Here is a 24,925-nt window from a genome sequence, read left to right on the forward strand (position 1 = left end):
ACGCCCACCCACCGCAGCCAGGTCTCCTGCAGGACGTCCTCCGCGTCGGCGGCCGAGCCGAGCATCTCGTAGGCGACGGTGAACAGCAGGTTGCGGTGGGCGACGAACGCCTCGGTCGCGGGGTCCGGAGCCTCGTCCCGGCTCAGGCTTCCGTCCCGGCTCAGGCCTCCGTCGCGGTCGTCGGGCGCGGGCTGCGGCGTGCCGGCCATGAGCGGCTCCTCTTCTCTCTCGACTGCGTCACCCACGAGATGCCGAGCCCTGCCGTTCTGTGACACCGAGTCCGTGACACCGCGGTCACCGGCGGACGCCGTACGTCACATGACCGCGCCTGTCACAAGAAGCGGCTCGTCGGCATCTCGTGTTCGTCCGGTACGCAACACCACGAGCAAGTACGAGCAAACACGAGTGAGGACGACATCATGAACGCACGCCTGAACCTCTTCGGCAGTCCGGTCGCGGCCAAGGCCCTGGGGCACTACGCCTCGGCGAGCAAGGTGATCCTTGAGGACTCGCCGCTGCCGGCCGCGACGCAGAAGCTCGTGATGCTCCGCGCGAGTCAGATCAACGGCTGCGGTTACGCCACCGACTACCACAGCAAGAACGCCGCGCACGCAGGCGAGACCCCGGTCCGCATCAACCTGGTCGCGGCCTGGCGGGAGTCCAACGTGTACACCGACGCCGAGCGCGCCGCCCTGGAGCTGACCGAGCAGGGCACCCGTATCGCCGACGCGGCCGGCGGGGTCACGGACGAGGTGTGGGCGAACGCCGCCAAGCACTACGACGAGGAGCAGCTCGCCGACCTGGTGCTCCTCATCGCCCTCATCAACTCCACCAACCGGATGGGCGTCATCATCCGGCGGCCGGGCGGCGACTACCAGCCCGGCCAGTAATCGCTGAGCTGCGGGGGCCTAGGCCCCCGCAGTGGTCCTTTCCCGCTCCGTGTCCTTCTCCTTCTCCTTCTCCTTCTCGTCGTACGTCTCCCGAGCCGCCGCGATCTCCCCCTGGTGCGCCTCGGTCCACGTCACCAGAGACCGGATGGTCGCGTGCAACGTCCCGCCCAGCGGGGTGAGTTCGTACTCCACGCGCGGCGGCACCACGGGATGCACCGTCCGCTTCACCAGCCCGTCCCGCTCCAGCTGCCGCAGCGTGACCGTCAGCATCCGCTGGCTGACCCCGTCGATCTCGCGCCGCAACTCCGTGAACCGCAGCCGCCGGTTGTCGAGCAGTGCGATCACGAGCAGGGACCACTTGTCGGCCACCCGGTCGAGGATCTGCCGTACCTGGCAGTCCTCCCGGGTGTCCCACTGGAAGGGGTCCGGATCGCCGTATTCCGCGCCCACGGTGCCCGCGCAGTTACTCGGTGACTTTGAAGTGCCTTCTTCCATACCTGTCGATGCTGCCGCAGGCTGGCAGCGGTTACAAGAGGGAACCGACCCTCATTCGGGTAACCGCCCCTACCTGGCCCCCTGTTCGGGGCCTCTGTCTGAGGAGTCGTGATGGGCACCCGCGCCTGGGCCTTACTACTCGTTCTCTGCGGAACGATTTTCCTGGAGGGCATCGACGTCGCCATGCTGGCGGTCGCGATCCCGTCGATCAGATCGGATCTCGGCCTGACCACGGGCACGGCGGCCTGGGTGATGAGCGCGTACGTACTCGGTTACGCGGGCTTCACCCTGCTCGGCGGCCGTGCGGCCGACCTCCTCGGCCGTCGCCGCATGTTCCTCCTCTGGCTGACAGTCTTCCTCGCCTTCTCGGGTCTCGGCGGCTTCGCCACGGAGGGCTGGATGCTGATCGTCGCCCGGTTCGTCACGGGTGTCTCGGCCGCGTTCATGACCCCGGCCGCGCTGTCCCTCATCACGACGTCGTACGAGGAGGGCGAGCAGCGCAACAAGGCCCTCCTGGTCTTCGCGGGCACGGCCGCCGGCGGCTTCTCCCTCGGCCTGGTCATCGGCGGCCTGCTGACCCAACTGGGCTGGCGCTGGGTCTTCTTCGCCCCGGTACTGCTGGCGGGCGCGCTCCTGGTGGCAGCCGTCAGGCTGATCCCGACGCAGCCTCAGACGCGGACGCAGCCGCCCAAGGCACTGGACACCCGGCCAAGCGTTCGCCCCCGCCCTCACACCCGCCGCCGTAGCGAAGGCTTCGACATCCTCGGTGCCGCCACCGCCGCGGCCGCCATGCTGCTCGCCGCCTACGCCGTCCTCCGCCTCGAACACGGCCTGGACGGATGGCAGTTGACGGCGGGCACGGCCGTCGCGGCCGCCCTCCTGATCGTCGTCTTCATCGCCGTCGAACGCCGTACCCCGACCCCGCTGGTCCGCCTCGGCATCTTCCGCACGGGTTCCGTCGTACGCGCCGACCTCGGCGCGCTGCTGTTCGTGGGCGCCTTCTTCGGCTTCCAGTTCGTCCTCACGCTCTACCTCCAGGAACTGCGCGGCTGGTCCTCCCTGCAGACGGCGATCGCCCTGGTGGCTATGGGCTGCGACGCGATCCTCGCGCCCACGCTCACGCCCCGCCTGGTCACCCGCTTCGGCCACGGCAAGGTGATCCTCGGCGGCTTCGTCCTTGCGGTCGTCGCGTACGGCATGTTCCTGCCGGTCGGCATGGACTGGTCGTACGCCGCGATGTTCCCGACCCTGATCATCGCGGGCACCGCCTTCGCGCTGGCCTACGGGCCGCTGACGATCGCGGCGACGGACGGTGTGGCGGAGTCCGAACAGGGCCTGGCGAGCGGCCTGTTGCACACCTCCACCCAGTTCGGCTCGGCGATCGGCATCTCGGCGGTGACGGCGGTGTACGGTCTGGCGTCCACGGGATCCGACCCGGGGTCCACACTGTCCGCCTTCCGCACGGCGCTGATCGTTCCGGTGGTGATGGTGACGCTGGGGGCCCTGCTCTCGTCCTTCGGCCTCCGAGGACATGGGCAGGGGCGGGGGCGAGGACAGGCGGTGCCGACGGCCGGAGCGGCACCGGCCTCTCCTGAAGCGGCCGCCAAGCCCACTCAGCAGACTGTGAGTTGAGCTTTCGCCATACTGTTCGCATGACCGCTGACGCCGCTGCCTCTTCGGCCGCAACCGCCGGATCCGCCGCCTCCCCCCAGCGCACCCGCGTCGTCATCGTGGGTGCCGGTCCGGCCGGTCTCACCGTCGCCAACATCCTGCGGGGCGCCTCCGTCGACTGTGTGGTGCTGGAGACGGAGAGCAGGGAGTTCATCGAACAGCGGCCGCGCGCGGGCTTCCTGGAGGAGTGGGCGGTCCGCGCGCTGGAGGGGCGGGGACTCGCGGACCGGCTCCTCGCCAACGCCGGGGTGCACACCGAGTGCGAGTTCCGGCTCGCGGGGGAGCGCCACAGGTTCCCGTACGCGGACGTGTCGGGCCACCGCCACTACGTCTACCCGCAGCCGCTGCTGGTGACGGACCTGGTGCGGGAGTACGCGGACGTGCGGGGCGGCGACATCCGCTTCGGCGTCCGCGATGTCGAGCCGGACGGGATCGACACGGACCGGCCGTGGGTGACGTACACCGATGCGCGGACGGGCGAACGGGTCCGGGTCGACTGCGAGTTCATCGCCGGCTGCGACGGCGCCCGCGGTGTGACCCACACCCGTATGCCGCCGGAGCACGTCACCGTCGCGCGGCACGACCTCGGCGTCGGCTGGCTGGCGCTCCTCGCCGAGGCGCCGCCGTCCTCCGACTGCGTCGTCCTCGGTATCCATCCGCGCGGATTCGCCGGCCACATGGCGCGCAGCCCGCAGGTCACCCGCTACTACCTTGAATGCCCGCCCGGCGACGACCCGGAGAACTGGCCGTACGAGCGCGTCTGGGCCGAACTCCACGAGCGGCTCGCGGCGGACGGCGCGCCCCCGCTCATCGAGGGCCCGCTGATCGAGAAGCGGGTCCTGGCCATGCACAACTACGTGGTCGAGCCGATGGCGTACGGGCGGCTGTTCCTGGCGGGCGACTCGGCCCACCTGCTCGCGCCGATCGGTGCGAAGGGCATGAACCTCGCCATCCACGACGCGCTGCTGCTCGCCGACGCGCTCGTCGCGTACTGCGGCAAGGACGACGACAGCGGGCTGCGCGGCTACTCGGCGGCCTGTCTGCGGCGGGTGTGGCAGTACCAGGAGTTCTCGCAGTGGCTCTCCGAGGTGTTCCACGGCACCTCGTCCGGCGACCCCTTCCGGGCGGGCACCTCGGTGGCCCGGCTACGGCGGGCCCTCGTCTCGCCCGCCGCCGCGATCGGCTTCGCCGAACTGTTCATGGGCAAGGACACCGACTACTGAAGACACCGGTTCACTGAAGACAGTGTCCGCTGAACACACCGTTCTTCTGAACGCACCAACCGCTGAACGCACCGACCACTGAACACAGCGATTACCGACTACTTGTTCGGGCCGGCGGTGACGGCCGCCTCCGGTGCCGCCGCCGAGGTCGTAGCGGTCGAGGCAGTCGCAGCGGTCGCCTTCTCCCGCAGCATCAGCCTGGTCCGGTGCGACGTCCGCAGCGCGTCCCACGTCAACAGCGAGAGCGCGGCCCACACCAGCGCGAACCCGGCCCACCGCTCGACGGGCATCGCCTCGTGGAAGTACAGGACGCCGAGCGCGAACTGCAGCACGGGCGCCAGATACTGCAGCAGCCCCAGCGTCGACAACGGCACCCGGATCGCCGCCGCACCGAAGCAGACGAGCGGTACCGCGGTCACCACGCCGGTCGCGGCCAGCAGTACCGCATGCCCGGCGCCCTCGCCGCCGAAGGTCGCGTCACCCTGCGCCGACAGCCACAGCAGGTACCCGAGCGCGGGCAGGAAGAGGATCGCGGTCTCCGCGGTCAGCGACTCAAGGCCGCCGAGGTTGACCTTCTTCTTGACGAGCCCGTACGTCGCGAAGGAGAAGGCGAGGCAGAGGGAGATCCACGGCGGCCGGCCGTATCCGATCGTCAGCACGAGCACCGCGGTGAAGCCGATGCCGACCGCCGCCCACTGCGCGGGCCGCAGCCGCTCCTTGAGGAGCAGGACGCCCATCGCGATGGTGACGAGCGGGTTGATGAAGTAGCCGAGGGACGCCTCCACCACCTGGTCGTTGTTCACGGCCCAGATGTAGACGCCCCAGTTGACGCTGATGGTGATCGCCGCGACGGTGATCAGGCCCAGCTTGCGCGGCTGCCGCAGCAGCTCGCCGGCCCAGGCCCAGCGCCCCGTCACCACGAGCGCGATCGCCACGAAACCGAGGGACCACACCATGCGGTGGGCCAGGATCTCGGTCGCCCCGGCCGGTTCGAGAAGCGGCCAGAAGAGGGGGACGAGCCCCCACATGCCGTACGCCGCGAAGCCGTTCAGCAGGCCGATGCGCTGCTCGCCCTTGGACTCCGGACCTATGTGCTGCTCGCCCTCGGACTCCACCGGCACGGCCCCTCCTCCTTCTCACCCGGCTGCGGACGCGCAGCCTTCAAGAAGGTAACGGCGAGCACCCCTGCCTGTCATGCCCGTATCGCTATACGGTCGTGACAGGCAGGGGTCCCCCGGGGGGAGGGGGGCTCGGTGGCGGGCCGGAGTCAGGCCCGGGCCCAGGCGGGCTCAGAGTCGGGCTCAGGCCTTCAGCGCCGCCGCGACCGACTCCGCGATCGGCGTGGTCGGACGACCGGTCAGCCGGGACAGGTCACCGGTGACACCGGCCAGCTCGCCCTTCTCGATGGACGCGTCCACGCCGGCGAGGGTCGCGGCGAGGGCCTCGGGCAGCCCGGCGCCGACCAGGATGCCGGTGAACACCTCGACGGAGACGGGGTTGTAGGCGATCTCCTTGCCGGACTGCTTGGCGACCTCGGCGGCGTACTCGGCGAAGGTCCACGCGGTGTCGCCGGCCAGCTCGTACGTCTTGTTCTCGTGGCCCTCGCCGGTCAGTACGGCGACGGCGGCGGCCGCGTAGTCCGCGCGGGCGGCGGAGGCGACCCTGCCCTCACCGGCGGCCTGGGTGACGGCGTTGTACTCCAGGACGGGGGCGAGGTTCTCGGTGTAGTTCTCGTTGTACCAGCCGTTGCGCAGCAGGGCGTACGTCACGCCGGACTCCAGGATCGCCGCCTCGGTGCCGCGGTGGTCGTCGGCGAGCGCGGCCGTCAGGCTGCCGGGGGCGCTGGTGTACGCGAGGAGCGCGACGCCGGCCGCCTTGGCTGCGTCGAGGACGACCTTGTGCTGGCCCACGCGGCCCTTGTCGAACTCGTTGCCGGAGATGAGCAGCACCTTGTCGCCGGCGGAGAAGACGCTGTCGAAGGTCTCGGGAGCGTTGTAGTCGGCGATGGCGATCTTCACGCCGCGGACCGCGAAACCGGCGGCCTTCTCCTCGCTGCGGACGACGGCGGTGATCTGGTCGGCCGGAACCTTCTCCAGCAGTCCCTCGATGACGAAACGGCCGAGGCTTCCGGTGGCTCCGGTGACGACGATGCTCATGTCTGAAACAACTCCTTGTGGGGTGCGGGTCTGCACTAACCATAGGAGCTGCACTAACTCTGCGAAAGTACCCACTTTGAAGTAAGTTACTGGCGTGGAGGTAAGTAATGCGTGACAAGGCCCGGACCTGATGACGGTCCGGGCCCGGTGAGTCGTACGAGAGGGTCGGCGGGATCAGTCGTACGAGGGCGTACGAGGTCGTACGAGAAAGATCAGCCGACGACCGTCCAGGTGTCCCCGCCGGCCAGCAGCGCCGACAGATCGCCCTTGCCGTTCTGCTCGATGGCCGTGTCGAGCTGGTCGGCCATCAGCGTGTCGTACACCGGGCGGTCCACCGACCGGAAGACACCGATCGGGGTGTGGTGGAGGGTGTCGGGGTCGGCGAGGCGCGACAGCCCGAACGCCGTGGTCGGTGAGGGCGAGTGCGCGTCGTGGACCAGGATCTGCGACTCGTTCTCCTCGGTGACGGCGACGACCTTCAGATCGCCGGTCAGCGGATCGCGTACGACCCCCTTGGCGCCGTCCGCGCCGAAGCGGATCTGCTGCCCGTGCTCCAGCCGGATCACCGCCTCCTCGGCCTGCTGCTTGTCCTTCAGTACCTCGAAGGCCCCGTCGTTGAAGATGTTGCAGTTCTGGTAGATCTCCACCAGCGCGGTCCCGGGGTGGGCCGCGGCCTGCCGCAGCACCTCGGTGAGGTGCTTGCGGTCGGAGTCCACGGTCCGCGCCACGAAGGACGCCTCGGCGCCGATGGCCAGGGACACCGGGTTGAAGGGCGCGTCCAGGGACCCCATCGGCGTCGACTTGGTGATCTTCCCGACCTCGGAGGTGGGGGAGTACTGGCCCTTGGTGAGCCCGTAGATCCGGTTGTTGAACAGCAGGATCTTGAGGTTGACGTTGCGGCGCAGGGCGTGGATCAGGTGGTTGCCGCCGATGGACAGCGCGTCGCCGTCACCGGTCACCACCCAGACGCTCAGGTCCTGCCGCGACGAGGCGAGTCCGGTCGCGATGGCGGGCGCGCGGCCGTGGATGGAGTGCATCCCGTACGTGTTCATGTAGTACGGGAAGCGGGACGAGCAGCCGATGCCGGAGACGAAGACGATGTTCTCCTTCGCCAGGCCGAGCTGGGGCATGAAGCCCTGCACGGCGGCGAGGACCGCGTAGTCACCGCAGCCCGGGCACCAGCGCACTTCCTGATCGGACTTGAAGTCCTTCATGGACTGCTTGGCCTCGGCCTTGGGCACCAGAGTGAGCGCCTCGATCGTGTCCGTGCCTTCCGTGGTCGTGTCAGCCATCGATGGCCTCCTTGAGAGCCGTGGCGAGCTGCTCAGCCTTGAACGGCATGCCGTTGACCTGGTTGTACGAGTGGGCGTCCACCAGGTACTTCGCCCGGACCAGCGTGGCGAGCTGACCGAGGTTCATCTCGGGGATCACCACCTTGTCGTAACGCTTCAGCACCGCGCCGAGATTCCGCGGGAACGGGTTGAGGTGCCGCAGATGGGCCTGCGCGATGGCCTCCCCGGCCGTGCGCAGCCGCCGTACGGCCGCGGTGATCGGCCCGTACGTCGAGCCCCAGCCGAGGACGAGCGTGGTGGCGCCGTGCGGATCGTCGACTTCCAGGTCCGCCACGTCGATGCCGTCGATCTTCGCCTGGCGCGTACGCACCATGAAGTCGTGGTTGGCCGGGTCGTACGAGATGTTGCCCGTGCCGTCCTGCTTCTCGATGCCGCCGATGCGGTGCTCCAGGCCGGGCGTGCCCGGGATCGCCCACGGGCGGGCCAGGGTCCCCGGGTCGCGCTTGTACGGCCAGAAGACCTCGGTGCCGTCGTCCAGGGTGTGGTTCGGCCCCTGGGCGAACTGCACGCGCAGATCCGGGAGTTCGTCGGTGTCGGGGATCCGCCACGGCTCGCTGCCGTTGGCCAGGTAGCCGTCGGACAGGAGCAGTACCGGTGTGCGGTAGGCGAGCGCGATCCGGGCCGCTTCGATGGTGGCGTCGAAGCAGTCGGCGGGGGTGCGCGGTGCCACGATCGGCACCGGCGCCTCGCCGTTGCGCCCGTACATCGCCTGGAGCAGGTCCGCCTGCTCGGTCTTGGTGGGCAGGCCGGTCGACGGGCCGCCGCGCTGGATGTCGATGACCAGCAGCGGCAGTTCGAGGGAGACGGCGAGCCCGATGGTCTCGCTCTTGAGCGCCACACCGGGACCGGAGGTCGTGGTCACGGCGAGCGAGCCCCCGAAGGCCGCCCCCAGCGCCGCGCCGATGCCGGCGATCTCGTCCTCGGCCTGGAAGGTCCGTACGCCGAAGTTCTTGTGCCGGCTCAGCTCGTGCAGGATGTCGGAGGCCGGCGTGATCGGGTACGAGCCCAGGTAGAGCGGCAGGTCCGCCTGGCGTGAGGCGGCGATCAGGCCGTACGACAGCGCCAGGTTCCCGGAGATGTTCCGGTAGGTGCCCGTCGGGAAGGCGGTGGAGGCCGGCGCCACCTCGTACGAGACCGCGAAGTCCTCCGTCGTCTCGCCGAAGTTCCAGCCCGCGCGGAACGCGGCGATGTTGGCGGCCGCGATGCTGGGTTTCTTGGCGAACTTGGTTTTCAGGAACTTCTCGGTGCCCTCGGTGGGCCGGTGGTACATCCAGCTCAGCAGGCCGAGCGCGAACATGTTCTTGCTGCGCTCCGCCTCCTTGCGGGAGAGGTCGAACTCCTTGAGCGCCTCGACGGTCAGCGTGGTGAGCGGAACGGGGTGGACGCTGTAGCCGTCGAGCGAGCCGTCCTCCAGCGGACTGGTGGGGTAGCCGACCTTGGCCATCACCCGTTTGGTGAACTCGTCCGTGTTGACGATGATCTCCGCGCCGCGCGGCACGTCGGCGATGTTCGCCTTCAGGGCCGCCGGGTTCATCGCCACGAGGACGTTCGGCGCGTCGCCCGGAGTGAGGATGTCGTGGTCCGCGAAGTGCAGCTGAAACGACGAAACGCCCGGCAGGGTACCTGCGGGCGCTCGGATCTCGGCGGGGAAGTTCGGCAGTGTCGAAAGATCGTTTCCGAAGGACGCCGTCTCGGAGGTGAAGCGATCGCCGGTGAGCTGCATACCGTCACCGGAGTCACCCGCGAACCGGATGATCACCCGATCGAGCCGGCGTACGTCCTTCGTACCCGCCGGTTTGCGCTGTTCTCCTACGAGGGATCCGTCGGCCTGTTCCGCTGGACTGCTGACCTGGCTGGTCACTGAACTGGACCTCCTTCGAGGCGGCTGTCTGGGAGCGGCCCTCCCGCAGGCCTTCCCGTGCTCAACCCTACGTCGGTAAGGGTCGCCTTCCCGGGGTGATTCACATGATGGACACCCTTTTGAGACGCTTGGACGCCCTGATTTGCCACGATTTACCCGCCCCCCGGCGCTTCCTTCGAAGACGCTCCTCGCTCATCCTTTGGTTCTCGTCCAGTGGTGCTCGACCAGTTCTCGACCGGGTGCCCGTCCGGGCCGTCAGGAGTTCAGATAGGTGAGGACCGCGAGAACACGCCGATGATCCCCGTCGCTCTGGGACAGGCCCAGCTTCAGGAAGATGTTGCTGACGTGCTTCTCGACCGCACCGTCGCTGACCACGAGCTGCCGGGCGATCGCGGAGTTCGTCCGCCCCTCGGCCATAAGTCCTAGGACCTCCCGCTCACGCGGGGTGAGTCCCGCGAGGACGTCCTGCTTGCGGCTGCGCCCGAGCAGCTGCGCGACGACCTCCGGGTCCAGCGCGGTACCGCCCCGGGCCACCCGTACCACCGCGTCCACGAACTCACGCACCTCGGCTACCCGGTCCTTGAGCAGATAGCCCACGCCGTGACTGGATCCGGCGAGCAGTTCGGTGGCGTACTGCTCCTCCACGTACTGCGACAGCACCAGCACGCCGAGTCCCGGGTGCTGCTTGCGCAACTGCACGGCCGCTTTGACGCCCTCGTCCGTGTGCGTCGGCGGCATCCGCACGTCGGCGACCACGACGTCCGGCAGCGCGTCCTGCGCCGCGAACTCCGTGATGGTCTTGATCAGCGCTTCCCCGTCGCCCACTCCGGCGACCACGTCGTGCCCGCGGTCGGTCAGCAACCGGGTCAGGCCCTCCCTGAGCAGCACTGAATCCTCAGCGATGACCACGCGCACCCTGTCCTCCACGATCTTCGGCCCCCCCAGCCCACCCCGGTTGAGTCCCCCGGGTTCGTCCCGCCCGTACGACAGCCCCCAGCATTCCAGCATTCGGGACCGACCGGTGCGCCTGTGGAGGACGAATAACTGGGCAGTGGACTTTTCGGAGGTTCGGCGGGTCGTGGGCGCCCCGCAAGGGGCGCGGGGAACTGCGCGCCAAGCCCCCACAGCCCGGCAGTGCACATACGGCGGTGTGGGAGCTGGGGATATGAGGGTCTGGGGGCGGAGCCCCCAGTTTCGGGAAGGGGCGGGGTTGGGGAAAAGAACGTCACCCCCAAGTGGCACCCGCCCCACGAGACCGCCCCCCGGACCGCGCGGAGCAGCGGGCGCGAACTCAGCTCCGCCAGGGCAACTCCGCCGTGACACGAGTCGGCCCGGCAACCGGCGAATCCACCACCAGAATCCCGTCAACCGCGTCGAGCCGTTCGGCGAGCCCGGCGAGCCCGGACCCGGAAGTCGCGTCCGCACCCCCCAGCCCGTTGTCGACGACCTGAAGCATGAGCCGGTTGTCGACCCGCCAGACATCAACCGTGGCCCGGGTCGCCCGCGAGTGCTTGCTGACGTTCTGCAGCAGCTCGGAGACGGTGAAGTACGCGATCCCCTCGATGGCGGGCGCCGGCCGGGCCGACAGATCGACCTCGACCTGCACCGGAACGGTGCACCGCGACGCCACCGCGGACAGCGCCGCGTCCAGCCCGCGGTCCGTCAGCACGGCGGGGTGGATGCCGCGCGCCAGGTCCCGCAGTTCCTGCAACGCCGTCTTCACCTCACCGTGCGCCTCGTCCACCATCCGCGCCGCGGCCGCCGGGTCCTCTGTGAGCTTCTCCTTGGCCAGGCCGAGCCCCATCGCGAGGTTGACGAGCCGGGCCTGCGCCCCGTCGTGCAGGTCGCGCTCGATGCGCCGCAGGTCGGCCGCCGCCGTGTCGATCACGACTCCCCGGTCCGACTCCAGCTCGACCACGCGCGTCGCCAGCCGCGAAGGACCCAGCAGCCCGTGCACCATGAGCCGGTCCACCATCGTCAGCGCCCGCACGACCCACGGCGTGGCCAGCGTGAGCAGCAGCCCCACCCCCGCGGTCACCGTGATCTCGAAGGGGTTGTCCAGGTAGATGTTGTGCGCCTGGTCCCCGTACAGCTGGAGCCCGCCCTGTCCGCCGTACATCGGGAAGAGCCAGAACCACAGCGGATACGTCAGCAGCGCCCAGCCGTACGCCCAGAAGCTGATGGCCACCGAGAACGCGAACACGGCCCACGGGAAGTGCAGCATCGCGTACAGCAGATGCCGCCAGGAGGCGCCGCTCTTCAGCATCGCGCCCATCCACGCCATGGCGCCCTGCTTCTTCATCCGCAACGGCTCCGGCGCCGCGACGTCGAGCCCCAGCAGCCCGCGAGCCCGGGCCCGCTCCAGCGCGCCGAGCCCACGGCAGCCGGCGAGCGCCGCGGCGAGCACCGGGATGCCGAGGAACGTGATCAGCAGGCCCGCGCCGAGCGACACCATCGTCACCGTGAAGGTGAACATGATGATGCTGACCGGCAGGCTCAGCATCAGATAGCCGAACTCCCGCCAGCTGCGCGCCTCGACCGGCGCCCGCAGCCCGGCCGGGAGCCGGTGCCGCCGCTCCCGGACGCCCTCCCCGCGGAACCCGGGCTCGCTGTCCCACCCGTATCCCTGTCCGTACTCCGTGGCCATGGCCGCCGTCCGTTTCTACTCGTCCGCTGTCGTTACTCCACAGTGCTCGGCCCGGCGCCCACGGAACATGGAGCGCGTCGGCGTCTTGGGGCGGGGGTTTTCCCTACCTAGGCTCTGAGCAGGAGGAGGTCCGGCAGGGGGTGGCACGGGTGCGTTGGCGCCCTCGTACGGACACACATGGGCATGCGGACACAGCGTCCGGCCATCCCCGTACGTCCCAACACGGACCCCCTTCGCTCCTACTTCCCCCCAGCCCCCTCCACCCGATCCCGCCACGGCAGCTCCGCCGTGATCGTCGTCGGGCCGCCCACCGGTGAGTCGATGACGAACAGGCCGTCCACCGCGCGGAGCCGGTCCGCGAGCCCCGCCATCCCCGTGCCGCCGTCGAGGGCGGCGCCGCCGTGGCCGTCGTCCCAGACCTGGATGAGCAGGCGGTCGTCGGAGCGCCACACGTCGACGGAGGCGGACCGCGCCGCGCTGTGCTTGCTGACGTTCTGGAGGAGCTCGGAGACGGTGAAGTACGCGATGCCCTCGATGGCCGCGGCCGGGCGGGCCGGCAGATCGGCCGTCACCTTCACCGGCACCGTGCAGCGGGCGCCGACCGAGGACAGCGCGGCGTCCAGACCGCGGTCGGTGAGGACCGCCGGATGGATGCCGCGCGCCAGATCGCGCAGTTCCTGAAGCGCCAGCTTCACCTCGCCGTGCGCCTCGTCGACCATGGCGGCGACGGTCTCGTCGGCCTGGCCCTCCAGCAGCTTCTCCTTGGCCAGGCCGAGCCCCATCGCGAGGTTGACCAGCCGGGCCTGCGCCCCGTCGTGCAGATCGCGCTCGATGCGCCGCAGGTCGGCCGCCGCCGTGTCGACGACCACTCCCCGGTCCGACTCCAGCTCGGCGATCCGCCGCTCCAGTTCGTCGGAGGGGGACAGCAGCCCGCGCACCATCGCCCGGTCGGCGTTGGCCAGCCCGCGCGCGATGAACGGAAGCACCGGCCACAGCACGAACAACGAGGTCAGCGTGATGGTGAAGGTGAGAATCCCCCACGGCATCCGCATCAACTCGTACAGCATCGTCCGCCAGCCGACCGGATCCTTCAGCGACATCCACAGCTGCGGAAAGAACCCGCCCTGCCCCCGCAACGGCAGCCGACTCGGCTCGTCCACCCGCACCCCGAGCAGTGCCCTCGCCCGGCCCCGCTCCAGCTTGCCCAGCTGGCGCGCACCGACCAGCCCGGCCGCGAGCAGCGGAAAACCGATCACCGTCAGCGTCATGAAGGCACCGGTGAACAGCACCGTCACCACGTACGTGAACCCGACCAGCGACACCGGCAGATTGGCCAGGAGATACGCGATCTCCTTCCAGGTGTGCCGGTCGTAGGCGAATCGTGCGGGCGGCGGCCGGTCTGCGCCGCCGTCCCGGAGGTCGGCGGCCAGGAAGGGTTCGGTCATAACCGCAAGCCTGCCGGGCGGCTGCCCGTGACGCCATGAGGCAGACCGCCCGAATCCACTGGGGAAAACCCCACCCCGACGACCTCCGACGATCTCCGACGGCCCCCGAAGCAGGCCCGAGAGGTCTTCAGGCCGACCGAGAGCGGTCTTGGCAACGATCTCGGGACGTGTTCTGGTCAGTCTCGGGTCGGTCTCGCATGATGCCTACCCGTGACGGGCTGCTTACCGTCTCTTTAGCAGGCCCTAGACTCCGGTGCGTGCAGATCGTCGAACGCGGCGCATCACACCGCGCACGCCGGGGCGCACGCGATGTGTTCAGACGAGACCAGACGAGACAAGACGAGATCAGACGAGGTCAGGGAGCGAGGGGCGGACGTTGCCGGAACCGACCATGGTCGCGGAGACCGGGACTGCCGGAACCGCCGGGACTGTCCTCGCGGCGGACTACTTCCAGTCCTACTCGGTCGTCGGGCTGCTCGCCGTGGTCGGCGTGCTGTTCGTCGCCGTCGCCTTCGGAGCGGGCCGCCTGCTGCGCCCCGTCGTCCCGACGCCCGAGAAACTCCTGACGTACGAGTGCGGAGTCGACCCCGTCGGTGAGGGCTGGGCCCACACCCAGGTCCGCTACTACGTCTACGCCTTCCTCTACGTGATCTTCGCAGTCGACTCGATCTTCCTCTTCCCCTGGGCCACGGTCTTCGCCGCGCCGGGCTACGGAGCGGCGACGCTCGTGGAGATGTTCATCTTCCTCGGCTTCCTGGCCGTGGGCCTGCTGTACGCATACAAGAAGGGCGTCCTCACATGGACGTGACCCCCTCCTCGCCGACCCCCGAGCCCGTACTCCTCCCGGAGCCGAAACGCCTGGGCGTGCTCTCCCGGCTCGCCCCCGAGCCGATGAAGGTGGTCCTCAACTGGGGCCGCCGCTACTCGCTCTGGGTCTTCAACTTCGGCCTCGCCTGCTGCGCGATCGAGTTCATCGCGGCCTCCATGGCCCGGCACGACTTCATCCGCCTCGGCGTGATCCCCTTCGCGCCCGGCCCGCGCCAGGCCGACCTGATGGTGGTCTCGGGCACGGTCACGGACAAGATGGCCCCGGCCGTGAAGCGCCTGTACGAGCAGATGCCCGAGCCGAAGTACGTCATCTCCTTCGGCGCCTGCTCGAACTGCGGCGGCCCCTACTGGGACTCGTACTCCGTGACGAAGGGCGTCGACCAGATCATCCCGGTCGACGTGTACGTCCCCGGGTGCCCGCCCCGCCCGGAGGCCCTCCTCCAGGGCATCCTCAAGCTCCAGGAGAAGATCGCCCGCGAGTCGCTGGGGGAGCGGTACGGTCCGGCCTCCGACCGTCCTTCCGCGGCGGCGCTGCAGAGCGGACTCGTGAAACCGCCGGCCACGGGGGATGCCCGATGACCGGCTGGCTCCCCGCTCCCGTCGAGGAACTCTTCGGCCCCGAGGCCACGGCCGAGGAGTCGTACGAGGTCCTGACGGTGGACGTGCCCCCGACCGCCTGGATCGCGGCACTGGGGACCGCCCGCACCACCCTCGGCTGCACGTATTTCGACTGGCTGAGCGCCGTCGACGAACCCGGCACCGGCTTCCGCGTCTCGGCCCATGTCGTCGCGCTCGCTCCGGTACGGCGCCTTCTCGTACGGACCACCGTCCCGCACGACGCCCCCGTACTCCCCTCCGCCGTCGACGTCTACGCGGGCGCCGCCTGGCACGAGCGCGAGACCCACGAGATGTTCGGCGTCATCTTCGAGGGCCACCCCGGCCTGGACCCGCTCCTCCTTCCCGAGGGCTTCGAGGGCCACCCCCTCCGCAAGGACTTCGTCCTGGCCGCCCGCGTCGCCAAGGCCTGGCCGGGAGCCAAGGAGCCGGGCGAGTCGGAACACGGTGGCCCGAAGCGCCGCCAGATGCTCCCACCGGGCGTACCCGACCCGAACGAATGGGGCCCCCTGAAGGGCCAACTCCCGCCCGCCCCGGCCCGCCCGGCCCGAGGCACACCCCGCACAGCAGCCGCGACAGGCACACCAGGCGAACGCCCGGCCCGCCGAGCCCGCACAGCAGGCGAAGGCTCAGCGAGCCAGGCCGGCGGCGGGCCTGCGGCGACGGCAGGACGTCGGCCGACGGAGGGACCTGGCTCTACGGGCTCGGCGACGGCTGGGTCTGGGACGACGGCGGGGTCTGGGGCTGAGGGGTCCGCGACGGCTGGGTCTGGGAGGACAGGGAGGGCTGCGTCTGCGGCGTCCGTGTCTGCGGAAACCGCGTCTTCCGGGCCGTCCACGGGGGCGTCTACAGGGGCCGTGTCCGCTGGGTCCGCCACTGAGGGAGGCGTGTCCGCGGGGTCCGCGCCTGCCGGTTCCGGGTCCGCTGAGGGCAGGGCACCGGAGCCTCGACCTACGGCCCGCCGGGCACGCACCGCGAGCGAGGGTTCGGCGACCCAGCGCACGGGTTCGGGCTCGGCTTCGGAGGCGGCGGCTGCCCCGGCCCCAGCCCCTGCTTCGGAGGCGGCTTCGGAGACTGCTCCGGCTCAGGCTCCGGGCGCTGCCCAGGCTCCGGGTGCCGACGCGGCCCCCGAAGCTGCCCCGGCCCTCGGCGCTACCCCGGGCGCCGAAGCCGCACCGGCGTCCCCGAGCCCGGAGGATTCGCCGGGCGAGAAAGCGGCGTCGGCGCCGCCTTCGGCCACGGCAGAGGGCGCCGAGACCGCGCCCGCGTCCCCGCGCGGGGCCCGCAGCGCGGACGCCCCGTGGCACCACGCGCGCCCCGCCTTCGACGAGGCCGACCAGCGACCGACCACCGGAGAGCCCCCGCCGCCCCTGGCGGACGAGGCCACTGGTGCCCCGAAGCAACAGGAGCCAGAGCACTCCACGGCTCCTACGGACTCCGACAGCCCCGCAGAGCCTGAGCGCCCCACGGAGCCCAATGCCGCGGAGCCCGAACCAGCCTCGGAACCCAAGCCCTCCAAAGCCTTCAAGCCCTCCGAATCCTCCGAGACTTCTGCGGCATCCGAGACCTCCGAAGCCCGCCCCGCCACTGACGAAATCGACACCAGCACCGACACCGACACCGACACCGACACCGACACCCCAGGAGGCTCGCAGTGAACGACGCGCTCGACGTCGCCCTGCGACTCCTGATCGTCTTCGTCGTGTTCCTCACCTTCCCCCTGATCGTCGGTCAGGCGGAACACAAGGTGATGGCCCACATGCAGGGCCGTCTCGGCCCCATGTACGCGGGCGGTTTCCACGGCTGGGCCCAACTCGTCGCGGACGGCGTGAAGTTCGCTCAGAAGGAAGACATCGTCCCCGCCGGCGCGGACCGCCGTATCTTCCAACTCGCCCCCGCCGTAGCACTCCTCCCGTACCTCCTGGTCCTCCTCGCCATCCCCATCGGCCCGGGCGAGGGCGCGGTCGGCGAGGTCGTCGACGCGGGCATCTTCTTCGTCCTCGCCGTGATGGGCGTGGGCGTCCTCGGCTCGCTCATGGCGGGCTGGGCCTCGGCCAACAAGTTCTCCCTCCTCGGCGGCCTCCGCACCGCCGCCCAACTCCTCGCCTACGAACTCCCGATGCTCCTCACCGCCGCCTCGGTCGCGATGGCGGCGGGCACGGTCTCCCTCCCCGGCATCCTCGACGCCTTCGAGTGGTGGTGGCTGCCCTGGCAGATCGTCGGCGCGATCGTCTTCTTCGTGGCGGGACTGGCCGAACTCCAACGACCCCCTTTCGACATGCCGGTCGCCGACTCCGAGATCATCTTCGGCGCGTACACCGAGTACACGGGCCTCCGCTTCGCCCTCTTCCTCCTCGCCGAGTACGCCGGAATCGTCGTCCTCTGCGGCCTGACCACCGTCCTCTTCCTGGGCGGCTGGCACGGCCCGTGGGGTGCCGACGGCCTCGGCTGGGTCTGGACCCTGCTGAAGGCGGCGGTCCTCGCCTTCGTCGTCATCTGGCTGCGCGTCACCTACCCCCGCCTGCGCGAGGACCAGCTCCAGAAACTCTCCTGGACCCTCCTCGTCCCACTCTCCCTCGCCCAGATCGCCCTCACCGGCATCGTCAAGGTGGTGATCTCCTAACCATGGCCCCCTCCTTCCCCGGCTCCGGCCTCGCCAAGGGCCTGGCCGTCACCCTCCGCACGATGACGAAGCGCTCGCACACCGCGCAGTACCCGGACGCCCAGCCCCACCTCCCGCCCCGCACCCGCGGCGTCATCGGCCTCTTCGAGGAGAACTGCACGGTCTGCATGCTGTGCGCCCGCGAGTGCCCGGACTGGTGCATCTACATCGACTCCCACAAGGAGACGGTCCCGGCCGCGGCCCCCGGCGGCCGTGAGCGCAGCCGCAACGTCCTCGACCGCTTCGCCATCGACTTCGCCCTCTGCATGTACTGCGGCATCTGCATCGAGGTCTGCCCCTTCGACGCCCTCTTCTGGTCCCCCGAGTTCGAGTACGCCGAGACCGACATCCACGAACTCACCCACGAGCGCGACAAACTCCGCGAGTGGATGTGGACCGTCCCGGCCCCGCCGGCCCTCGACCCCGCCGCCGAGGACCCGAAGGAATTCACCGCCGCCCGCAAGACAGCAGAAAAGCTGGCCACCGCCGAACAGCCACCCCCGGCCACGCCCACCGCTGACCCCACCGAGCAACCCGGCACCACGTCCCAGTCCGGAGCAGCAGCGCAACCCGGTGCCGCCGAGCAGCCGACTCCCGCCCCGCGGCCCGAGCCGGGCACGGCCGCCCGGCCCGGGTCCACCCCGGAGCCCGGTGCCACCGAGCAACCCGGCACCACGTCCCAGCCCGGAGCAGCAGGCCGGCCCAGCGCCACAGCCCAGCCCAGCCCAGCGCAACCCGGTGCTGCCGAGCAGGCGGGAGGTGTCGCCGGGCCGGAAGCCGAGCCGCACACCGACCCCGATGCCCCCGCGCGGCCCAAGCCCGAGGAGGGAGCCCCGTGAGTGCCCTCGCCTCCGTGGCGGCCACGACTGCCGCCGAGACCCACGGCTTCCTCTCCCCGACCGGTGTCGAGATCGCCTTCCTCCTCGTCGGCCTGGTCACCTTCGGCGCCGCGATCGTCACCGTCACCACGAAGCAGCTGGTGCACGCCGCCCTGTGGCTGGTGGTGACCCTCGGCGGTCTCGCCGTCGAATACCTCCTCCTCACGGCCGAGTTCATCGCCTGGGTGCAGGTCCTCATCTACGTCGGTTCCGTCGTCGTACTCCTCCTCTTCGGTCTGATGCTCACCAGGGCCCCCATCGGCCGCTCCCCGGACGCCGACTCCGGCAACCGCTGGGCCGCCCTCACCGTGGCGGTCGCCGCGGCCGCCGCCCTCGTCTGGGTCGTCGTCGACGCCTTCCGGACGACCTGGATCGACCTCGACGACACGTCCGGCGGCGCCGCGGGCTCCACCGCGGTCACCGGCGCGAGCCTCTTCCAGAGCTGGGTGCTCCCGTTCGAGGCCCTCTCGGTGCTGCTGCTCGCCGCCCTGGTCGGGGCGATCGTCCTCTCCCGCAAGACGACCGCGGACAACCGGCCCACGGCCGGCCCGCCCGCCGGCAAGCAGCCCCCGGGCAAGGGCAAGGGCAGGGGCACCGGCAAGGACACCCCCACCGGCCAGTCCGCGGACCAGTCCGCCGAGCAGCCCACCGGCAAGGCAACTCCCGACGAGAAGCCCCCGCGCAAGGAAGGCGCCCGCTGATGCATCTCGTCTACCCCGCCGTGCTCTCCGCCCTCCTCTTCTGCACGGGCCTGTACGGAGTCCTCGCGCGCCGCAACGCGATCCTGGTCCTGATGTCCGTCGAGCTGATGCTCAACGCCGTCAACCTCAACCTCGTCGCCTTCGACGTCTGGCTCAGCAAGACCGCCCAGGACACCCTGCACTCCGGCCAGGCCCTGACCCTGTTCACCATCGCCATCGCCGCCGCCGAGATCGGCATCGGCCTGGCGATCGTCCTCGCCGTCCACCGCAACCGCGGCACCGCCGACATCGACAAACTCCGCGACACCGCCGAGACAGACGACGACTCCGAGGCCGCCCAGCGCGAGCCGGCCGAGAAGGCTGAGGCCACCGCGTGACCACGACCACCCTCGCCGTCCTCGTCCCCCTCCTTCCGTTCCTGGGCGCCGCAGCAGGCCTGCTCCTGGGCCGCACGGCCCCAGGCTTCGTACGCCCCCTCGCAGTCCTCCCCTCGCTCGCCGCCCTCGGACTCGCCGCCGTGGTCGCCGTACGCCAGGGCGGCGACCAGGCCATCGACGCCGCCACCGAGCTCACCCCCACCGGCTCGGTCCCCATCGAACTCGCCCTGCACATCGACGGCTTCGCCGCCCTCGTCGCCGTCCTGGTCGGCCTGGTCGCGACCTGCGTGCAGATCTACTCGACGGGCTATCTGCGCGACGACCCGCGCTACCCCTCGTACGCCGCTCTCGTCTCCCTCTTCACCTCCGCCATGCTGCTCGTCGTCTACTCGGGCGACCTGATGGTGCTCCTGGTCGGCTGGGAGATCATGGGCATCTGCTCGTACTTCCTGGTCGGCCACTACTGGGAGACCCCGGAAGCCCGCGCCGCCTCCATCAAGGCCTTCCTGGTCACCAAGCTCGGCGACGTCCCCTTCCTGATCGGCCTGTTCGCGCTCGCCGCCGACGCCGGGTCCTTCCGCATCACGAAGATCCTCGGCAACGTCGCGAGCGGCGGACTCGACCACCCGACACTGATCGCCCTGCTGCTCCTCGCCGGCGTGGCGGGCAAGTCGGCGCAGTTCCCGCTGCACACCTGGCTGCCCGACGCGATGGCGGGCCCCACCCCCGTCTCCGCGCTGATCCACGCCGCGACGATGGTCGCCGCCGGTGTCTACTTCATCGCCCGGCTCCTCCCGGTCTTCGCCGCCTCCTCGGCAGCCCTGGTCGTCCTCGCCGTCATGGCCGCCGTCACGATGGCCGGCTCGGCACTCGCCGCGCTCGCCCAGGACGACATCAAGCGCGTCCTCGCCTACTCGACGATCGGCCAGCTCGGCTACATGACCGGCGCGCTCGCCGTCGGCGACCGCGGTGCCGCCGTCTTCCACCTCCTCTCGCACGGCGCCTTCAAGGCGCTGCTGTTCCTCGCGGCGGGCGTGATCATCCACGCCGCCGGTACCAACTCGCTGGCCGCCATGTCCCGCATGAAGGACCTGCGCGCCCGCGTCCCCGACGCCTACTGGACGATGACCGTGGCGCTCCTCGCGCTCGCCGCGATCCCGCCCTTCAGCGGCTTCTTCTCCAAGGAAGCCGTCCTCGGCGTCGCCGAGCACGCCGCCACCGGGCACGCCGAGGGCATCCCCGGCACCGCCGGCTGGATCGTCCTCGTCGCCGGTCTGGTCACGGCCCTGCTCACCGCCGCGTACGCGATGCGCCTGTGGCTACTCGCCTTCCGCGGTCACGGAGCCGAGGCCCCCGACCACGGACGGCAGCCCCTCACCATGAACGCCGTGCTCTGGGTGCTCGCCATCCCTTCGCTCACGTACGGACTCACCACCGGCCTGCTGCCCGACTGGTTCGACGGGCGAGACCTGACGCCGACCCTCACCACCTCCGTCCTCGGCACGGGCGTCGCTCTGGTCGGCGGCATCGTGACGTACGGCGCCTGGCGGCACACCACCGCCATGGCGGCCCGCGTCCCCCTCGGCGCGGTCGCGGCCCACCCCGAGGGCGACGCCGGACTCGTCGAGGCCGAGGCCATCGCGAGTCACGCGCCTGCCTACGGAAACGTGGCCTCCGCCCCCGACCCGGCGGACCCGGGCCGCCTCCTGCTCGGCCCGCTGCACCGCCACGCGGCCGTCGGCTTCCACCTCGACGCCGTGTACGCGGCGCTCTTCGTCCGCCCGGTCCAGGCCGCAGCCGCACTCGTCCGGTTCCTCGACCGCGAGGTCGTCGACACCTACGTACGCGGCGCGGGGGCCCTACCCCGCTGGCTCGGCGCGGCCGTCCGGCGCGCCCAGACCGGCAATCTGCAGACCTATGTGAGCGCGCTGCTCGCCGGCACCGTCGTCCTGGTGGTCGCCGTCCTCCTCGTCGCCACCGCGGGAGCGTGAGCAGGCGTGATCGATATCAACGAGTCCGTGATGCAGTTCCTTCTCGCGTTCATCGTCGTCGCCCCGCTCATCGGCGCCGCGGCAGCCCTCCTGCCGGCCCCGCCCGGGCTGAAGGGGAAGTCGCCCGAGCAGGCCGTGCTGCGGCACGGCGTGACCGTCACCGGCGCCGTGCTCATCGCGGCGATCGTCCTCACGCTCGGCTTCGACCACGACCACCCGTCAAAGATGCAGGCCACGACGGACATCAGCTGGATCCCCGCACTCGACGTGCGGATCCACCTCGGCATCGACGGCATCTCGCTCCCCCTCCTCGTCCTGACCGCGCTGCTGACCTTCCTCTGCGCGCTGTACTCCTACTTCAAAATGCCCGCGGGCCCGACCCCGAAGGCCTTCGTCGCACTGCTGCTCGTCCTCGAGTCCGGCACCCTCGCGACCTTCGCCGTTCTCGATCTGCTGCTGTTCTTCCTCGCGTTCGAGATGGTGCTCATCCCGATGTACTTCCTCATCGCCCGCTGGGGCGGTGAGCAACGCCAGGCGGCTGCCTGGAAGTTCATCCTCTACACACTGCTCGGTTCGGTCGTGATGCTGCTGGGCCTGCTCCTGATCGGACTCAAAGCAGGCACATTCGACATGGTGGCACTCGCCACTGACAACGACCCCTCGCTGACCACATCCGTGCAGGTCATCGCCGTTCTGGCGATCGGGCTCGGGCTCGCGGTCAAGACGCCGATGTGGCCGCTGCACAGCTGGCTGCCGGACGCGCACACCGCCGCGCCCACCGTCGGATCAGTCCTGCTGGCCGGCGTGCTGCTGAAGATGGGTACGTACGGTTTCGTCCGTATCCTGCTGCCCATCACGCCGGACGGCATGAGCACCTTCGCCCCGTATCTCGCGGCTTTCGCGGTCGTCGGGATCATCTATGGTTCGCTGGCCTGCCTGGCCCTCGCCAAGCAGGGCGCGAAGGGCGACCTCAAGCGCCTCATCGCGTACTCCTCCGTCGGCCACATGGGCTTCGTACTCCTCGGCATCTCGACGATGACCCCGACCGGCGTGAACGGCGCGCTGTTCGCCAACATCGCCCACGGACTCATCACCGGCCTCCTCTTCTTCCTGGTCGGCGCGCTCAAGGACCGCACGGGCACGACCGACCTCGACACCCTCGCGCAGGAGACCGGAGCCGCGCTCTACGGCCGGGCCCCGCGCTTCGGCGGTCTGCTCGCCTTCGCCGCGGTCGCCTCGCTCGGTCTGCCGGGCCTGGCCGGGTTCTGGGGCGAAATGCTGACGCTGTTCGGCGCGTTCGACCCCGCCGACGACCTCAGCCGGCCCGCATTCCTGACCTTCATGGCGATCGCGGCGTTCGGCACCCTGCTCACCGCCGCGTACATGCTCATCGTGGTGCGCCGCGTCTGCATGGGTGAGGTCCCGCAGGAGCCGCAGACGAGGCCGCGGCTCGCTGACGTCCAGACGTACGAGTTCGCTGCCTGGACCCCGCTCGTCGTCCTCACCGTCGTCGCCGGGCTCTGGCCCAAGGCACTCCTCGGCCTGACCGACCCGGCCGTGCAGCAGCTCCTCTCAGGAGGCACCCGATGAGTTCCCTGGTCCAGTCCGTCGACTGGCTCGCGATCGCGCCACCCACCATCGCGGCGGTCGTCGGACTCGTGGTGCTCGTCGCCGACCTCTTCGTGGGGGACACCAAGAAGGCACTGCTCGGCTGGGTCTCCGTCGCCGGGCTCGCCGTCGCCGCGCTCGCGCTGCTGCCCCTCCTGGACGGGGACCGCTCCACCTTCTGCCTGACGGACAACGCGGACGTCTGCAGCTACACGGCCGACCGGTTCACACTCGTCATCCAGTTCCTCGTCCTCGGCGGCGCACTCCTCGCGGCACTCCTGTCGGTGACCGCCCTCAAGGACGCCAACAGGGAACTCCCCGAAGGGGAGTTCTGGTTCCTGCTGCTCTCCTCGGCCGCGGGCGCCGCCCTGCTGCCCGCCTCACGGGACCTCGCGACCCTCATCGTCGCCCTGGAGGTCGCCTCCCTGCCCGCCTTCGCCCTGGTAGGCATCAGGCACGGCGACAGGAAGTCCTCCGAAGCGGCCCTGAAGTTCTTCCTGTCCTCGGTCACCGCGACCGCCGTGAGCCTCATGGGCATCAGCTTCGTCTACGCCTCTACGGGCACCCTGTACCTGACCGAGATCGCCACCAAGATCGAGAACGTCGACAGCCAACTGCACACGCTCGCCCAGGCGGGCGTCGTCCTCACCCTCGTCGGCTTCGCCTTCAAGACGGCCGCCGTCCCCTTCCACTTCTGGGTACCCGACACCTACGTAGGAGCCCCTCTCCCCGTCGCCGCCTACCTGTCGGTCGTCGGCAAGGCGGTCGGCTTCTCCGGACTGATCCTCGTCACCGTGATCGCCCTCCCGTCGTACGCGGACGTCTGGGGCCCGGCCCTCGCCGCCCTGGCCGCGCTCACCATGACGATCGGCAACGTCGGCGCCCTGCGACAGCAGTCCACGCGCGCGTACAGCGCGGTCCGGCTGCTCGCCTGGTCCTCCGTCGGCCAGGCCGGCTACCTCCTGGTGCCGATCGCCGCCGCCGCGTACTCCGACGACGCCGAGAAGGCCATCGGTTCCACCGTCGCGTACGCGCTGATGTACGGCGTGGTGAACCTCGGCGCCTTCGCCGTGGCGGCCCTGGTGGCCCGTACGAAGCCCCTGAACCGCGTCAGCGACTACCGCGGCCTGTACGCCTCGCGCCCCCTCGCCGCGCTCGTCCTCGGCTTCTTCCTGCTCTGCCTCGCGGGGCTGCCCCCGGGCATCATCGGCCTCTTCGCGAAGGTCACCGTCTTCTCGGCGGCCGTCGACGCGGGCCTCGGCTGGCTGGCCGTGGTCATGGCCGTCAACGTCGTGATCGCGCTCTTCTACTACCTTCAGTGGACGACCCTGCTGTTCCGCGCCCCCGAGGGCGAGCACGAGACACACCGCGTCCCGGCGCCCCTGACGGCCGCGATCGCCCTGACGGCGGTCCTGGGCATCGCGCTCTCCGGAGCACCCCAGCTGGCCCTGCGCTTCTCCGACACCGGCCTTTTCTGACCACCTCCCTGGCGACTGTTTCCTGAGGCCTCCGCACGCGCGCGCCG

General features: G+C 70.3%; 21 protein-coding genes and 1 pseudogene. 13 read left to right on the forward strand and 9 right to left on the reverse strand.

From position 1 onward, the window contains the following. Positions 1-209, reverse strand: a 209-nt coding sequence (locus tag AB0I18_RS41435) for a sigma factor (protein WP_363110932.1), incomplete at its 3' end; no start/stop codon positions are given. Positions 210-419: 210 nt separating this feature from the next. Here AB0I18_RS41435 and AB0I18_RS41440 point away from each other — a divergent pair. Further along, positions 420-890 (forward strand): carboxymuconolactone decarboxylase family protein, encoded by a 471-nt coding sequence (locus AB0I18_RS41440; protein WP_363110933.1) that lies wholly within the window; start codon positions 420-422, stop codon positions 888-890. Between the two features lie 18 nt (positions 891-908). On the opposite strand, the gene AB0I18_RS41445 is transcribed toward AB0I18_RS41440, so the two are convergent. After that, the gene (locus AB0I18_RS41445; protein WP_363110934.1) at positions 909-1,385 is read right to left on the reverse strand and encodes a helix-turn-helix domain-containing protein; all 477 of its coding nucleotides are present in this window, start codon (positions 1,383-1,385) and stop codon (positions 909-911) included. Positions 1,386-1,496: 111 nt separating this feature from the next. Here AB0I18_RS41445 and AB0I18_RS41450 point away from each other — a divergent pair, with 111 nt between their 5' ends. Both AB0I18_RS41450 and AB0I18_RS41455 read left to right on the forward strand, forming a co-directional pair. After that, entirely contained in the window at positions 1,497-3,017 is a 1,521-nt protein-coding gene (locus tag AB0I18_RS41450; protein WP_363110935.1) for an MFS transporter, read from the forward strand. Positions 3,018-3,037: 20 nt separating this feature from the next. Beyond that, positions 3,038-4,279 (forward strand): 4-hydroxybenzoate 3-monooxygenase, encoded by a 1,242-nt coding sequence (locus AB0I18_RS41455; protein ID WP_363110936.1) that lies wholly within the window; start codon positions 3,038-3,040, stop codon positions 4,277-4,279. Between the two features lie 98 nt (positions 4,280-4,377). On the opposite strand, the gene rarD is transcribed toward AB0I18_RS41455, so the two are convergent. The 7 genes from rarD to AB0I18_RS41490 form a co-directional block, all read right to left on the reverse strand. After that, positions 4,378-5,370: an EamA family transporter RarD gene (gene rarD, locus AB0I18_RS41460; RefSeq protein ID WP_363110957.1), complete on the reverse strand. Its 993-nt coding sequence runs from the start codon at positions 5,368-5,370 to the stop codon at positions 4,378-4,380. 210 nt (positions 5,371-5,580) lie between these two features. Continuing rightward, complete coding sequence (locus AB0I18_RS41465; RefSeq protein WP_363110937.1) at positions 5,581-6,435, reverse strand: SDR family oxidoreductase; 855 nt, start codon at positions 6,433-6,435, stop codon at positions 5,581-5,583. 212 nt (positions 6,436-6,647) lie between these two features. Further along, a complete protein-coding gene (locus AB0I18_RS41470; RefSeq protein ID WP_363110938.1) occupies positions 6,648-7,727 on the reverse strand; it encodes a 2-oxoacid:ferredoxin oxidoreductase subunit beta in 1,080 nt (359 codons plus the stop codon). Continuing rightward, on the reverse strand, positions 7,720-9,648 hold the full coding sequence (locus AB0I18_RS41475; protein ID WP_363110939.1) for a 2-oxoacid:acceptor oxidoreductase subunit alpha: 1,929 nt from the start codon (positions 9,646-9,648) through the stop codon (positions 7,720-7,722). Before AB0I18_RS41475 ends, AB0I18_RS41470 begins: the two co-directional genes overlap by 8 nt. Positions 9,649-9,903: 255 nt before the next feature. Next, a complete protein-coding gene (locus AB0I18_RS41480; RefSeq protein WP_363110940.1) occupies positions 9,904-10,563 on the reverse strand; it encodes a response regulator transcription factor in 660 nt (219 codons plus the stop codon). Positions 10,564-10,939: 376 nt separating this feature from the next. Next, positions 10,940-12,295 (reverse strand): sensor domain-containing protein, encoded by a 1,356-nt coding sequence (locus AB0I18_RS41485; RefSeq protein WP_363110941.1) that lies wholly within the window; start codon positions 12,293-12,295, stop codon positions 10,940-10,942. A gap of 239 nt (positions 12,296-12,534) precedes the next feature. Next, on the reverse strand, positions 12,535-13,740 hold the full coding sequence (locus AB0I18_RS41490; RefSeq protein ID WP_363110942.1) for a sensor domain-containing protein: 1,206 nt from the start codon (positions 13,738-13,740) through the stop codon (positions 12,535-12,537). Between the two features lie 391 nt (positions 13,741-14,131). On the opposite strand from AB0I18_RS41490, the gene AB0I18_RS41495 reads away from it, so the two are divergent. The 10 genes and pseudogenes from AB0I18_RS41495 (at position 14,132) to AB0I18_RS41540 (ending at position 24,878) form a co-directional block, all read left to right on the forward strand. Continuing rightward, complete coding sequence (locus AB0I18_RS41495; RefSeq protein WP_363110958.1) at positions 14,132-14,548, forward strand: NADH-quinone oxidoreductase subunit A; 417 nt, start codon at positions 14,132-14,134, stop codon at positions 14,546-14,548. After that, positions 14,539-15,147, forward strand: coding sequence for an NADH-quinone oxidoreductase subunit B family protein (locus AB0I18_RS41500; RefSeq protein WP_363110943.1), 609 nt, complete (start codon positions 14,539-14,541; stop codon positions 15,145-15,147). Before AB0I18_RS41495 ends, AB0I18_RS41500 begins: the two co-directional genes overlap by 10 nt. Continuing rightward, the gene (locus AB0I18_RS41505) at positions 15,144-16,841 is read left to right on the forward strand and encodes an NADH-quinone oxidoreductase subunit C (protein WP_363110944.1); all 1,698 of its coding nucleotides are present in this window, start codon (positions 15,144-15,146) and stop codon (positions 16,839-16,841) included. Before AB0I18_RS41500 ends, AB0I18_RS41505 begins: the two co-directional genes overlap by 4 nt. After that, positions 16,838-17,806 (forward strand): complex I subunit 1 family protein, encoded by a 969-nt coding sequence (locus AB0I18_RS41510; RefSeq protein ID WP_363110945.1) that lies wholly within the window; start codon positions 16,838-16,840, stop codon positions 17,804-17,806. Before AB0I18_RS41505 ends, AB0I18_RS41510 begins: the two co-directional genes overlap by 4 nt. A 2-nt stretch (positions 17,807-17,808) precedes the next feature. After that, positions 17,809-18,330 (forward strand): annotated as a pseudogene (locus AB0I18_RS41515) (NADH-quinone oxidoreductase subunit I); the annotation flags it as partial. Between the two features lie 350 nt (positions 18,331-18,680). Further along, the gene (locus AB0I18_RS41520) at positions 18,681-19,424 is read left to right on the forward strand and encodes an NADH-quinone oxidoreductase subunit J (RefSeq protein ID WP_363110946.1); all 744 of its coding nucleotides are present in this window, start codon (positions 18,681-18,683) and stop codon (positions 19,422-19,424) included. Continuing rightward, positions 19,424-19,801: an NADH-quinone oxidoreductase subunit NuoK gene (nuoK, locus tag AB0I18_RS41525; RefSeq protein ID WP_363110947.1), complete on the forward strand. Its 378-nt coding sequence runs from the start codon at positions 19,424-19,426 to the stop codon at positions 19,799-19,801. Before AB0I18_RS41520 ends, nuoK begins: the two co-directional genes overlap by 1 nt. Then, complete coding sequence (locus AB0I18_RS41530; protein ID WP_363110948.1) at positions 19,798-21,792, forward strand: NADH-quinone oxidoreductase subunit L; 1,995 nt, start codon at positions 19,798-19,800, stop codon at positions 21,790-21,792. Before nuoK ends, AB0I18_RS41530 begins: the two co-directional genes overlap by 4 nt. 6 nt (positions 21,793-21,798) lie before the next feature. After that, positions 21,799-23,382 (forward strand): NADH-quinone oxidoreductase subunit M, encoded by a 1,584-nt coding sequence (locus tag AB0I18_RS41535; protein ID WP_363110949.1) that lies wholly within the window; start codon positions 21,799-21,801, stop codon positions 23,380-23,382. Further along, entirely contained in the window at positions 23,379-24,878 is a 1,500-nt protein-coding gene (locus tag AB0I18_RS41540) for an NADH-quinone oxidoreductase subunit N (protein ID WP_363110950.1), read from the forward strand. The genes AB0I18_RS41535 and AB0I18_RS41540 overlap by 4 nt, the downstream gene beginning before the upstream one ends. Positions 24,879-24,925 lie beyond the last annotated feature (47 nt).

This window comes from Streptomyces sp. NPDC050704 (assembly GCF_040654355.1).
Taxonomy (GTDB): Bacteria; Actinomycetota; Actinomycetes; order Streptomycetales; family Streptomycetaceae; genus Streptomyces.

Excerpts from the sequence above, each read along its gene's own strand:
- AB0I18_RS41440 (WP_363110933.1), top strand. The coding sequence starts at position 420 with ATGAACGCACGCCTGAACCTCTTCGGCAGTCCGGTCGCGGCCAAGGCC.
- AB0I18_RS41445 (WP_363110934.1), bottom strand. The coding sequence starts at position 1,385 with ATGGAAGAAGGCACTTCAAAGTCACCGAGTAACTGCGCGGGCACCGTG.
- AB0I18_RS41450 (WP_363110935.1), top strand. The coding sequence starts at position 1,497 with ATGGGCACCCGCGCCTGGGCCTTACTACTCGTTCTCTGCGGAACGATT.
- AB0I18_RS41455 (WP_363110936.1), top strand. The coding sequence starts at position 3,038 with ATGACCGCTGACGCCGCTGCCTCTTCGGCCGCAACCGCCGGATCCGCC.
- AB0I18_RS41465 (WP_363110937.1), bottom strand. The coding sequence starts at position 6,435 with ATGAGCATCGTCGTCACCGGAGCCACCGGAAGCCTCGGCCGTTTCGTC.
- AB0I18_RS41470 (WP_363110938.1), bottom strand. The coding sequence starts at position 7,727 with ATGGCTGACACGACCACGGAAGGCACGGACACGATCGAGGCGCTCACT.
- AB0I18_RS41485 (WP_363110941.1), bottom strand. The coding sequence starts at position 12,295 with ATGGCCACGGAGTACGGACAGGGATACGGGTGGGACAGCGAGCCCGGG.
- AB0I18_RS41490 (WP_363110942.1), bottom strand. The coding sequence starts at position 13,740 with ATGACCGAACCCTTCCTGGCCGCCGACCTCCGGGACGGCGGCGCAGAC.
- AB0I18_RS41495 (WP_363110958.1), top strand. The coding sequence starts at position 14,132 with ATGGTCGCGGAGACCGGGACTGCCGGAACCGCCGGGACTGTCCTCGCG.
- AB0I18_RS41500 (WP_363110943.1), top strand. The coding sequence starts at position 14,539 with ATGGACGTGACCCCCTCCTCGCCGACCCCCGAGCCCGTACTCCTCCCG.
- AB0I18_RS41505 (WP_363110944.1), top strand. The coding sequence starts at position 15,144 with ATGACCGGCTGGCTCCCCGCTCCCGTCGAGGAACTCTTCGGCCCCGAG.
- nuoK (WP_363110947.1), top strand. The coding sequence starts at position 19,424 with ATGCATCTCGTCTACCCCGCCGTGCTCTCCGCCCTCCTCTTCTGCACG.
- AB0I18_RS41540 (WP_363110950.1), top strand. The coding sequence starts at position 23,379 with ATGAGTTCCCTGGTCCAGTCCGTCGACTGGCTCGCGATCGCGCCACCC.